Here is a 12,419-nt window from a genome sequence, read left to right as displayed (position 1 = left end):
TTAAAGAGCAATACTCGGATTAGTAAGGAGATAACTGGGGAGATAATATTAATCTTCCCACAACTCCGTAATTCGCAATTCGTAATTAAAGAATTGTATCACGCTTCGTGATCCCAAATCAAATTATTTGTCTGTTGCTGTTTAATGCCAGAATCGACTGTTGGTATGATGTCTTCTGAATTTTCTAACTGCTTCGAAATTCTTTCTAAGCAGTTTGTTCTGGTCGGAAGACTTCGCGGCTTCAAATGCGCTCACTGATTTGAACGCCATCACCATGTCATAATCCATTGCTACCTGACCTGAGTCAAAAGGAACATTGCCATAATTGTCCCTGAACCACAGTTTCCACTTAGGACTGCCAGGGGTGTAAACAAATAATGTATCATTCGGGAATGGACCAGGTAACAGGAATGACTTAAAGGTATCCTGTGCAGGGCTATGGCAACTCATACATGACGACAATGCCAGGTTTGTATACTTCCTGCCCGTATAAAGATCAAAGGCTTCCTGGGCAACAGCACCATCATTCGGGCCACTCAATCTGCCACCCCAACCTAACGTTTCCTTGCTATATTCAGGTGCCTTCATGTTAATTACGGTTTCGCTCAGCTTAGGATAAGGAGGAGTTAGCGGACTATTTACATCCGGATCATTGCCCCACATTGCTCCCAAAGGCACCATTTTCCCCCATGGTGATGAGGCAAGCCCATGTTTGTCATACACAAAGGTGGAATAAACCCATCCGGTTTTAGGAGATGTTGTGCTATCTTTTACAATTACATCCATTTGAAAAAAGCTGACTTTACGCATATGGTATCCTACTCTGGGATCAGCCTTTGTTGGAATGGTATCATACACGTGGAAGGTTTGTGCACCATCCATTGCAGACCAGTCAGGATCATTGATGTTTGAAAAAGCCAGCTTTACAATGACACTACCTTCTTTAAACTGTGTTGCATCATTCAGCAGATTAACTTTCTGGCCGGTTTTACCCCAAATTTGTCCTACAGTATATGCTGCAGTAGAATCATATAAAACAAGTACATATCCGGCTTCATCTTCTTTTAAGGTCTTGAACATATTGGCCGGGTTTCCGTTGCCTAAATACGTTCCCAGGATGGCCTCTCTCTGAGATCCCAGCCAAGGCTCGTGAAACCAGCCATATTTTGCGGCTGTCCAGGATGAGTTATTGGTAAAGAATGGCAATACGCGGGGAGCAATGTAGTTTTTTAATGAATCCATATAAGCAAATACATTCGAAGCGGAAATTGGCTGCCCGTTTAATGCACGATGCCACGGAGGATCTACTACAGGTGTCACCGTTGCCGGATAATCATGGCTGAGTAAAAATAACGAATCGGGGTACTGTTTTTTCGAAGGAACTGAATCCCGATGGTTCATAAATGCACCATCCAGGGCAGATTTTGTATCAGTATCTGTTTTCTTGTTGCTTGTACAGTTGTATGTAAATACAACTATTACAAATAGGGTAAATACAACACCCGTAACACTGTATTTTTTTTTCATAGCATGTAGAATTTTGGTTAAATCAATTTGTGAAGAGGGATTAAAAAAGTTATTTTGAGAATGGGGTAATTCACATGATTGCTCATCAGCTTTGTTCCAAAACGATACATAAATATATAGTAAAAAAAATAAAATTTCATTACTTCCGATGATTAAAACTACTAATAACCGCAAGCGAAAATCCATTTAACTTCCGAAACCGGATAGCGAAGCCGACCGGTTTATCATCGCATACGGATAGCGGAGCTGCCTATATAATCTTTGTAAATTGGTGGCAGAACAGCCTGTTCGATTTTCTTAAATTGCCTTCGCATTTCAGCGGTGAAAAGAAAAAACAGGACTCAGTTTAAAGGTTATCATTTTAACCATCAATGATAGAGGATAAAGACGCTTATTCAGAGGAACACGCTTTTTCTATCTGGGAGGGATTGGACTTTGAGCTGACAACTTTTAAGGAAATTCTGAAAGATGAGCAGCTGGAGATTTTTCTTGTTCACCTGCAGGTGCAGGATAACGAAAGGCATATGACAGAACAAGATAACAGTGATCGTCAGCTAAGGCAACTCGAAAATGAATTTCAAGCAGCTGGAGATAAATCTTCCAGCTGCTTGAAATTTATCAATTGTTTTCATAGATATCATTTATCGTGATCATCTCTCCTGATACTATTTACAAAAATCAGGAAAATGGTTGGATATCACGATTTTAGTTCGCATGATCTATCTTCCCATCCACCAGGTGAATGGTCTGATCTGATCTGCCGGCAATATCTTCATCGTGCGTTACCATCAGGACAGTTTGTCCTTTTTCTGCCGACAGTTTTTTAAACAGGTCGAATACTACGGCTGAATTATAGCTGTCGAGATTCCCCGTAGGTTCATCTCCCATAATGATCAGCGGTTCATTGATGAGCGCACGGGCAATGGCTACCCGTTGCTGCTGGCCGCCGGAAAGCAGCGATGCCCGCTTGTGGGCCTGGTCTTCTACGCCCAGCAGCTTCAGCAAATCAATGGCATGATGTTCTGTTTCTTCCCGGCTGTATTTAGCCAGTTTAAGCGCCGGGAGCATCACATTTTTTAGTACGGTGAATTCGGGCAACAGGTAATGAAACTGGAATACAAAGCCGATATGGTGGTTCCTGAAATCGGCCAGCCAGGGATTGCTTTTTCCTTTCATCTCATCCTGGTTGATTCGGATACTACCTTCGAAATCCGTATCCATGGTGGATAACAGGTATAGCAAGGTAGATTTTCCACTGCCCGATTTGCCAGTGATGGAGATGAGTTTTCCTTTTTCAATATCAAAACTTACGTCGCTCAGTACCTGCATTTTTGCCGGTTGCTGAAAGTATTTATTAATATTTCTTACTTCTATCAGGTTCATGATTTAGCCTCTTAAAATGGTGATTGGATCCAGGCGGGATGCTTTGCGGGAGGGCAGGTAGCCGGCGAGTGTGGTGGTGATGATTCCGAAAGAAAAACCGCTAATATAGTAAACGATAGAATAGTTGACAGGGAAATGATCCATAGTGATCATCACATCACTTTTATAGGGCATTTGTGAGATGCCATAAGTTGCCAGAAAGCCGAATACAAGTCCCAGCAATGCGCCGATGGTGCCGATAATAATTGCCTGTATCAGAAAAATCCGGCGGATATCTCCATTGGAAAAACCCATGGCTTTGAGGATGGCAATATCTTTCATCTTCTCATAGATCATCATCGTGAGGATATTGAAGGTGCCAAAACCGGCTACCAGCAAGATGGTGATGGAAACGCCATATACCATAAAGTTGCGGAACGAATCTCCGTCGACGATAGTGGCGTTGTCCTGTCTCCAGTCTGACCCCTGAAATCCGTATTTCGTTTGCAGTTCCTGGCAGAAGGCCGGCGCCTGCTCCATATCATGCAATTTGATTTTAATGTCCGTGATATGCGCGGCGGGTACTTCCATGAAACGCTGTACGGTATTGAGACTGGCATAGCTTTCTTGTTTATCGATGTCCGACATACCGGTTTTGAAAATGCCCGCTACGGTGACATAAAAGTTGTTGCCTTTTTCGGTGGTGAGTAGCAGTTGATCACCTGTTTTGACATTCAATCTTTTAGCAAGATTAACACCCATTACAATACTATTGGGCGTAGTGGCCAGTTCATGGAAACTGCCTTCTAACAGTTTGGCCTGAAGATTAAACAGGGCATTTTCATTTTCAAATACAATCCCGTTAATGGTGCCGTTGATCGTACTGGATCCAAGCCGGTAAAATACTTGGGCTTTGATGGAGCCGGAAACGGCCAGCACACGTGGATCATCCTGTAGCAACTGAATCACCTGTTTACCGTCTTTGAGGGCGAGTGAAACATTTTTGGGTTTGCTGTGGTCCACGATGTTGATGGCCTGTGATTTTACTTTGTCCAGTATGGTACCGGAGGCGGCTTGTATTTCGTTGTACAACCGCAGGTGGGGCGATTGTTCGAAGGCAATATTTCTCAGGAAATCGTTGATGCCCTGGATCATGCTCACCATAAAAACAAACATGGTAATGCCGAAGATAACCCCTACGGTGGCGATGATGGTTTGTTTGAGGCGGGAGCGCATATGTGTTAATGCAATAGTTGCCGCCAGTTGTATGTTGGTGAATATTTTCATAGCTACTCTTTTTTAGCGATAATATCTCCGGCATGTAAACCGGATTTTACTTCAATCCAGTTGCCATTTTTGGCGCCGCTAACGATGCTTGTTTTCTGCAGCTCCCTGCCTTGCTGCAGGTATACACTATCGCCTTTCAGCAGAAAGTCGGAAGGGATCATCAGGGCGCTTACATTTTCGCGGATAATGATATTGGCTTCTACGGAAGACTGTGGATAAAAGGTGTGGCTGTCTGTGACGGCGGCTTCTACCTGGAAGCTCCTGCTTTCTTTTTGTAGCAGCGGTACAATTTTGTTGATAGCAGCGGTGAATTGTTTGCCGGCATATACATCTGTTTCAAAGTATACTTTCTGGCCGATATTGATTTTGCTGATATCGCGTTCATCTACCAGCATCTCCAGTTTAAATTTTCCTGGCTGGCCTATCATGACCACCGGATCATTGAGTTGGGCGAGTTCTCCTTCTTTGAGATATACTTTAAAAATGTTGCCGTTTACCGGGCTTCTCAGCACTTTCCCCTCTCTGACCTGGCTGGTGGCAGCGTATTGCTGGCGGCTTTGCAGCAGCTGGCTGGTGAGTTCATTTTGTTGTGCGAGGTATTGTTGTTGTAAGGATTTGTAAGCAGTGAGACTATTAGCTGCATCGAGTCTTTTTTGCTCTGCGTCTTTTTCAGAAACGGCTTTGTCTTTTGCCAGATCGGTATACCGGGTGGCATTCCCTGCATCGACGTCATATTTTTGTTTGGCCTGTTCAATCCTGTCTTGCAGTTCACGCAGGGTAGCAGAGCCATCGCCCGCATTTTTGCCGGCCAGTGCTACCTGGCTGTGGAGGATATCCAGTTGTGTAAGCTGGCTGGGCGTACCCAGAACGGCTAATACCTGATTCCTGCTTACGGAGTCGCCTTCCTTTACATTCATTTGCAGCAGAAGATCTGTGCTGTTTGATTTCAGGAAATAGTAGGATTGTGGCATCACTGCACCGGAGGCATATACGGCCTCGGTCATGGTGCGTGGTTGTACGGTCCAGGTAATATTTTTTTGCTTGCAGGCAATAGCCAGCGTAGTTATTGTTGCTATGATTAAAAGCTTTTTCATGCAGGGCTATTTATTTTGTAAATAATTAATTTCTGTATAATGCCGGAAGAAGTCCATCCTGGCTTCATTCAGTTTTTCCTGTGCTTCATACAGGTCTTTCTGCACTTCTTTCAGCTGGATCATATCAATGATGCCTTTATCTATTTTTCTCGTGCTGAGTATTTCGTTTTCTTCTGAGAACCGGATGTTGTCCTGTTGCAGGCGAATGTTTTGAGCTGCCTGTTCCAGTGCTGCTTTTTCCTGCTGGTATTTTTTTTCCTGTCCGGCGGTGTAGCTTTTGAACTGTTGATCAGCGGCTTGCCAGCGGGCTTTCTGTGCACGGGGCTTATAGGCGATCCTACTGAGAGATAGGGGCATGGAAAGTTTTATCCCCACGAAACCTACGCTGAACCAGGGAGAGCGGGTGATGAAATCAGTTTTTTCTCCAAAGCCCAGTTGTTCCCAGGTACTTTTCAGATGCAGACTGGGATATAGTTCTGCCCGGGAAGTCTGGTATTGCTGTTTGGCGAGTGTTACTTTTGATTGTTCTGCCTCATAGCCGGGCAGGAGTACGTTATTGAAACCGGTAACAGTGAGTGCCGGTAAGTCCCCTGTGGGCGCCAGCGGCAGGGAATCTTCCAGTGGATACCCCATCCAGAATTTCAGGTCCAGGTAACCCTGTTGTAAAGCGGTAGCCGCTTTAACAGCGTCTATTTCGCGGTTTTTCAGCAGGGTAGCGGATTGATTGAGCGTTATTTTATCGGCGAGTCCTTTTTCGAACTGGAGGGTGATGAGCTGATGGATATGCTGGTAGTTCCCGTATAGTTTGGCAGTAACGGCCACATATTCCTGCTGTTGTTGTACGCTGTAATAAGCGATGCGCGTGTTTTTTAGTAATGTTTGCAGCAGGGAGTAATATTCGTTTTTTTCCGCCTGTTGTTGTAGCCGGGCCAGTTTAATCTGCTGCCAGGTTTGTACATCTACGAGGGGAAGGTCTGCATCCACGCCATAGTTGCCCATCCAGGGAGTACCCATTCTTACCGGAATGAAAGTGCCTGCGGGTTGATTCAGTAATTGTCCGGGAAAGATCTGCACCGGAATTTTCCAGTAATGATCTATTTCCGCTTTCACGGTGAAGGAGGGTGCCAGGCTGGAAGCCGCGGCTTTGCTGCTTTGTGTGGCTGCCTGCAGCGACTCGTTTTTTGCCAGGAGGTCGTGATTATGCGTGGTTGTGTATTCCAGGCATTTCCCGACCGTCCATGGCTGGCTATTGTTACTTTCAGACATAGATTGCCCGGCTGCTATCCGGACATGGAGAGCCAGCAACAGTAATAGGATAACTGTTTTCATTTTTTGTAGTTAAATTTCTTTTAGGTCTGTATTAACTTTGGAGTTTGGTTAACGTTTTGTATCACCTCCGCAAAAACAATCTCTTACACCCGTTTTTGATACGCTCTCATCGCAAAGATGTAAGCCACGAGCATAATTCCGACGCACCAGGCAATAGCCACCCATATTTCATTGCCTACCGGCTGGTTTGAAAGTAGCGCGCGGATGGTCTCCACTATTGAGGTCACAGGCTGATGTTCGGCAAAGGCGCGAACAGGCCCCGGCATGGATTGGGTAGGCACAAACGCCGAGCTAATAAATGGCAGGAAGATAATGGGATAGGAAAAGGCGCTTGCACCGTCCACAGATTTTGCAGACAGTCCGGCAATCACTGCGATCCAGGTCAGGGCCAGCGTAAACAACGCGAGTATGCCAGCTACAGCAAGCCATGACAGTACCCCCGCCGACGAGCGAAAGCCCATCATGAGCGCTACAAGAATGATTACAACAACAGAAATGGCGTTGGATACCAGTGAGGTCAGCACGTGGCCCCACAGTACAGTGGAACGTGCAATGGGCATGGAGTGGAATCGCTCTAATATGCCCCGTTGCATATCAATAAACAGGCGGTAAGCCGTATAAGATATACCAGTTGCAATGGCAATCAGCAGAATGCCTGGTAGCAGGTAGTTCACATAATTGTCCGTTCCGGTTTTAATGGCTCCGCCGAACACATAAACGAACAAAAGCATAAACATAATCGGCATGATGGTAACCGTGATGATGGTGTCCATGCTGCGAAGAATATGGCGCATGGAACGTCCAAGCATAACACCCATATCCCTGAAAAAATAGTTCTTTATCGTTTCCATTTAATTTTCCTCCTTTTTTTTACCGATGATGGCAAGAAATATCTCCTCCAGTGTCGGCTGTTTTTCAATATATTCTACTTTTGCGGGCGGGAACAGCTTTTTCAACTCCGCAAGCGTGCCGCTCACGATAATCTTACCCTTATGAAGAATAGCAATTCTATCGGCGAGTTGCTCAGCTTCGTCCAGATACTGGGTGGTCAGGAATACCGTCGTGCCGCTACCAGCAAGCTCTTTGACAATCTTCCAAACCTCCATACGTCCCTCGGGGTCAAGCCCGGTGGTCGGCTCATCGAGGAAAATGAGGGGCGGTTTTCCCACAAGGCTCATGGCGATGTCGAGCCTACGGCGCATACCTCCCGAATAAGTCGATGCCCTGCGGTCGGCGGCATCGGTCAAACCGAAGCGTTTCAGCAAATCGTCCGCAACGGGATGCGGATTTTTCAGGTGCCGCAGCTTAGCGATCATGATGAGATTTTCACGCCCGGTCAAAATCTCGTCCACGGCGGCAAATTGTCCGGTCAGGCTGATCGACTGCCGCACATTGCCGGGTTTTGACGCAACGTCGAATCCGTTTACAGTAACGTTTCCGCTGTCTTGTTTCAGCAGCGTGGCGAGGATTTTGACAATCGTTGTCTTGCCTGCACCATTGGAGCCAAGCAGGGCGAAAATACTGCCTGTTTTCACTTCAAAATCTACTCCTTCTAACACGGGGATGTTTTTATAGGATTTTTTCAACCCTTGCGCCGAGATGGCGATTTCATTTTGCGACATCATTCATTTCCTCTTTTATGCTGTTAACAATGTGATACCAGTTAAATCCGCTTTCCCGCTTTTCAGGAACTCGTAGGTCAACCGATCTGCCTGACAGTCTATAAACCGAAGCCCTTTCAAACTCTTCTTTTTAAAGAAAGTATTACACTTAAAGAAAGTATTAATAAGCGTTGCATGCTGGAATGTCACCCTGGTAAATGCGCTGTTTTCAAAATAGCAGTCTTCCAATGTACCATCGAAGACCATATCGGCAATCGCTGTACCAATAAAAGAGGTGCGATTCCACACTGCATTTGCCACTGTGTTTTTCTCGAAGGCACAAGATTTAAACACCGCTCCGGTAAAATCGGCATCAGAAAAATCGCAGCCTTTGATATGGCTTCCTGAAAATTCGGCTTCTCTCAGGGAACTGTTTTTAAATATATTGTTGACTAAGCTGGAATTCTGAATGTGGCTGCTGCTGATGTCGGAACCTGAGAAGTCACAGCTATCAACATTATTGCTTTTTAGAAGAAGTCCCGACAATTCTGAACCGATAAACTTGCAGCGCTGCATGTTGGAGGAGCCGAATTTTTCATGCAGATTTTTCAATCCGGAAAAGTCAGCGTCCACCCAGTTTCCGTTTGACATATCCCAGCTAAGCTTTTTCTCCTGCTTTCCGGATGGCAATTCAGCGGATCGTTTAACCAAGAGCTCAACGGGCGCCACCTCAGTGGTCTTAGATTGGAAGCTTTCTGAAAAATAGTTAAGGTCAACACCCAGAATTTCCGCGAGACGGTTAAAAGTAGTGATGTCCGGCATTGATTCTCCGCGCTCCCACTTTCCGACTGCCTGAGAACTGATGAATAGACGCTGAGCAAGCTCGGCTTGAGAAATATTTATTTTCTTTCGTGCTTCGGCAATTTTATTACCAATCATATTATTAGTGTTTAACATAAATACTGTCTTTTTATTTATTTTTTCGACACTACAAAGGTATTCGGATGTATTTCCAGAATCAAAAAAATGCCAAAACTTATAGTTGTATTTACGCTACTTACAGTTGTTATTTAACAACTATCAGTAGTGTACGCCGGGATTTAAGGTGAATACTTCTCTTGTGAACAGAAAACCACCTGCTACGAGCTTGCCATCAGATAGTGAAGTCAAATTGAAGGCAGGAATAAAATATATTTATGGCGGATGGAAGAACACTGATGGAAGTATATCATTCAGATTTCAGCCATTTGATTACCCCGCGCAAAAATGAAAATACCTTAAGATAATCCCGTCCGATTATGTTTATTCTCGCTTTGCATACATGCAAATAGTCGCAAAAAACCTTCATATTGGCGCAAATACCCCTGATATGAGAAATCCGTCCGTATTAACTTTGTTCAACCGCTAACCTGATAGCAAACCATTTCGCTATTGCATCGGAGTTGTCTTCAAATAAGACAATTGATCTTGAAAATTATTGAACACAAAAACGCCTTCAAATCAAACGACTTGAAGGCGTTTAAACAATCACTTTTGAAAAAAGATTTCTATGCGAAAATTAAAACTACAGGTACAAATGACCATTGATGGTTTTGTGGCCGGGCCGGATGGCCAGCTGGACTGGATGTGGATGCCCGGTAAACGGGATGAATCTGTTGCCCGGCAAGTACTTGAGCTGGCCGACAGCTGCGATACCATTTTGCTGGGACGCAAAATGACCCGGGAATTCATCGATCACTGGGAAAATGTGGTCGACAACCAGCCCGACAGCCTGGAACAATCTTTGGCGCAACGAATGGTAAATATGCGCAAGATTGTTTTCAGCCGCACACAAACAGCCATCAACGGCAGGAACTTAGAAGTGGAAAACGGAGACCTGGCTGCTGCGGTACAGGCGCTGAAAAAAGAACCGGGCAAGGATATTATTGTTTATGGCGGTGCCAATTTTGTAAGTTCGCTGATCAGCCAGAACCTCATTGATGAATATTTTATTTTCAGGAACCCGGTTGCAATCGTGAACGGACTTTCAATTTTTAAGGAGAAAAAATTGCTGAAATTAGATAGTTCAACCTCTTACAAAAATGGGAAAGTACTCAATAAATACCTGCCGGTATAGGCCAGGGTCTGAGTTGCATCGTTCAACGCCGTCATTACAAAGGTGCTCCAAATGTGAATAATTGGCTGGAAAAAGCAAAATAGTGTAGTAAAAATTGGCCTGTTTTTGCAAAGACATGTTGTTCTTTGTAAAGGAAGGTAAGCTAAAAGCGTATGCGCTGAAAAAGTTCGACCAAAATAAAAAGGCCACTGATTTTCAGTAGCCTTTTCCAATTTCTGTCTTTTACTTGATCTTTTCAACTTTTATATTATTTGTATCATTAAATCCATTTACAAAACCATTTGAATCTTCAATGAATTTATAATCCATTTCTTTTTCGTTTATATAAAAATCATAATCAGAAGTGAAATACAATTTGCTTTTAACAGGAGCATTTAACCATAATTCATTTTGTTCCTTTAGGATAGATACAGATTTTCCATGCCACATATATTCTCCTATGTATTTTTGCATCACAGCATCTGATAATGAAATTGTTTTTTTTATAGTTGGATTATAAAAGCCCGTCCATTCATAAACAATACTGACACTATTAATGATTTCTGTAGAGATTCCAGGATTTCCGGAATTGGTCATTACAACAACCCCATTTCCATTTTCAAAACTTCCTATATACTCACATATAAATCCTTTTGTTCCTCCGCTATGTGTAAAATATTTTTCATCTCCTTTTTGTTTTATAAATACTCCTAAACCGCTTTCATGATCTATGTAAGGGGTGAGTCTTAATTTGGTTATCTCTTGAGAAAGGACTTTATTAGATTTTCCTTTTAAAGACAGTTGTGTTTCAATAACGTATTTGCCCAGGTCAGTTGGATTAGTCCAAAGTCCGGCAGCCGCTTTTTCAGGGTAAATATTATAATTTCCTTCAACCATTTCTTTCCCATCAGATAGATATCCTGATGCTAACAAGTTTTTTTTGCTTTCAGGTGGAGGCTGATTAAAAAAACTTTGAGTCATTCCCATAGGTTTTAATACCTGGCTCCACATGTAATCCTCATATTTCTTCCTGGTTATATCAGTTAATATCAATTGGGATATTGTTATGCCTCCACCGGAGTATTCTGAAATTTTTCCTGGCTCATAAATTGAATGCACAGCCTCCGAATTTGCAGGTTTTCTGCCATCTAGTATATCGTAGATTGAAGGAATGTTCTCGTCTTTCATATAGCCACCATAGCCATGAACCGATAAACCTGCAGTATGACTTAAAAGATTTGCAATTGTTATTTTTTTGTTTTTTGATAAAGAGTCATAAGGGAATTTCCACGTGATTAAATAATTATTTATATCAACATTTAAATCTAATTTTTTGTCTTGAACCAATTTTAATATGCCAACCCCATTTAATGATTTACTTATTGATCCAGCTTGGAATAATGTTTTTGTTGTAACTGGTTGTTTTTTCTCAACATTTGCCCAGCCATAACCTTTTGCCCATTCTATTTTATAATTTTTTATGACCACAATACTCAATCCATTTATATTGTACTTGGCCATCCTGTCCTTAATGGAAAATTTTAAGCTATCTTGATCTTTTACCCAAGGAACTAAATTATTTTCAACTTGTTTAATTTTATCTTCAAGTTCTTTTGAAATTGGGCTTTCTGTTTGTGCAAATAATTTTGAAGAAATTGAATTTTGAAAAAAAAGAAGAGCACTAAGGATGAAGGGAAAAGTTTTTAATGTCATGTGTTTTATTTTCTTAGTAACCTGAGTTCAATTAATTTTATGAAGAAAAGCTAGTCAATCACAAAAAATCAGGTGTATTTAAGTATCTTATTATCAAGTAATTATACGTAACTACTTGTGATTGACTACTCTAAAATTAGCGATATTTTTTGTCTTGCAGATGACTTGCCTCAACCCGCCTATCCATTCCCCTCATCTTCCTGTAGAAAGTAGGAGTACTATAATTACATTCCTCACAAACACGCTCCCGAAAGAGAACCGGTAACTTGGAAAAGTCAGTATGCAATTCAAGTAAGATGTTTACTGGTTGGGATTTAATACTCATAAATGAAGTTTGAAAGGTTAGTATTGTTCGCTTTTACATTACTGATTCGTTCCTCTACGCCTAATGAGTGGTATAATACTCCCCTA

General features: G+C 42.7%; 11 protein-coding genes. 2 read left to right on the top strand and 9 right to left on the bottom strand.

The window, feature by feature from the left end:
• Positions 1 to 141: 141 nt before the first annotated feature.
• Positions 142 to 1,527 (bottom strand): hypothetical protein, encoded by a 1,386-nt coding sequence (locus tag CLV51_RS23485; protein ID WP_146151363.1) that lies wholly within the window; start codon positions 1,525 to 1,527, stop codon positions 142 to 144.
• Between the two features lie 371 nt (positions 1,528 to 1,898).
• On the opposite strand from CLV51_RS23485, the gene CLV51_RS23480 reads away from it, so the two are divergent.
• Positions 1,899 to 2,177: a hypothetical protein gene (locus CLV51_RS23480; RefSeq protein ID WP_106530539.1), complete on the top strand. Its 279-nt coding sequence runs from the start codon at positions 1,899 to 1,901 to the stop codon at positions 2,175 to 2,177.
• Between the two features lie 55 nt (positions 2,178 to 2,232).
• Here the strand turns inward: CLV51_RS23480 and CLV51_RS23475 are convergent, their stop codons facing one another.
• The 7 genes from CLV51_RS23475 to CLV51_RS23445 all read right to left on the bottom strand — a co-directional run bounded on the left by CLV51_RS23475 (position 2,233) and on the right by CLV51_RS23445 (position 9,157).
• Entirely contained in the window at positions 2,233 to 2,910 is a 678-nt protein-coding gene (locus tag CLV51_RS23475; protein WP_106530538.1) for an ABC transporter ATP-binding protein, read from the bottom strand.
• 3 nt (positions 2,911 to 2,913) lie between these two features.
• Entirely contained in the window at positions 2,914 to 4,176 is a 1,263-nt protein-coding gene (locus CLV51_RS23470) for an ABC transporter permease (protein ID WP_211302095.1), read from the bottom strand.
• Between the two features lie 2 nt (positions 4,177 to 4,178).
• Positions 4,179 to 5,270, bottom strand: coding sequence for an efflux RND transporter periplasmic adaptor subunit (locus CLV51_RS23465; protein WP_106530537.1), 1,092 nt, complete (start codon positions 5,268 to 5,270; stop codon positions 4,179 to 4,181).
• Positions 5,271 to 5,276: 6 nt separating this feature from the next.
• Complete coding sequence (locus tag CLV51_RS23460) at positions 5,277 to 6,599, bottom strand: TolC family protein (protein WP_106530536.1); 1,323 nt, start codon at positions 6,597 to 6,599, stop codon at positions 5,277 to 5,279.
• 83 nt (positions 6,600 to 6,682) lie between these two features.
• A complete protein-coding gene (locus CLV51_RS23455; protein ID WP_106530535.1) occupies positions 6,683 to 7,450 on the bottom strand; it encodes an ABC transporter permease in 768 nt (255 codons plus the stop codon).
• The gene (locus CLV51_RS23450) at positions 7,451 to 8,224 is read right to left on the bottom strand and encodes an ABC transporter ATP-binding protein (protein WP_281261535.1); all 774 of its coding nucleotides are present in this window, start codon (positions 8,222 to 8,224) and stop codon (positions 7,451 to 7,453) included.
• A gap of 12 nt (positions 8,225 to 8,236) precedes the next feature.
• A complete protein-coding gene (locus tag CLV51_RS23445) occupies positions 8,237 to 9,157 on the bottom strand; it encodes a helix-turn-helix domain-containing protein (protein ID WP_106530534.1) in 921 nt (306 codons plus the stop codon).
• A gap of 592 nt (positions 9,158 to 9,749) precedes the next feature.
• On the opposite strand from CLV51_RS23445, the gene CLV51_RS23440 reads away from it, so the two are divergent.
• Positions 9,750 to 10,316, top strand: a complete 567-nt coding sequence (locus CLV51_RS23440; protein ID WP_106530533.1) for a dihydrofolate reductase family protein — start codon at positions 9,750 to 9,752, stop codon at positions 10,314 to 10,316.
• A 222-nt stretch (positions 10,317 to 10,538) separates the two neighbouring features.
• Here the strand turns inward: CLV51_RS23440 and CLV51_RS23435 are convergent, their stop codons facing one another.
• Positions 10,539 to 12,008: a serine hydrolase domain-containing protein gene (locus tag CLV51_RS23435; RefSeq protein ID WP_106530532.1), complete on the bottom strand. Its 1,470-nt coding sequence runs from the start codon at positions 12,006 to 12,008 to the stop codon at positions 10,539 to 10,541.
• Positions 12,009 to 12,419: the final 411 nt, after the last annotated feature.

The organism is Chitinophaga niastensis, assembly GCF_003014755.1.
Classification (GTDB): domain Bacteria; phylum Bacteroidota; class Bacteroidia; order Chitinophagales; family Chitinophagaceae; genus Chitinophaga; species Chitinophaga niastensis.
This window is presented reverse-complemented; position numbering and strand designations above follow the sequence as displayed.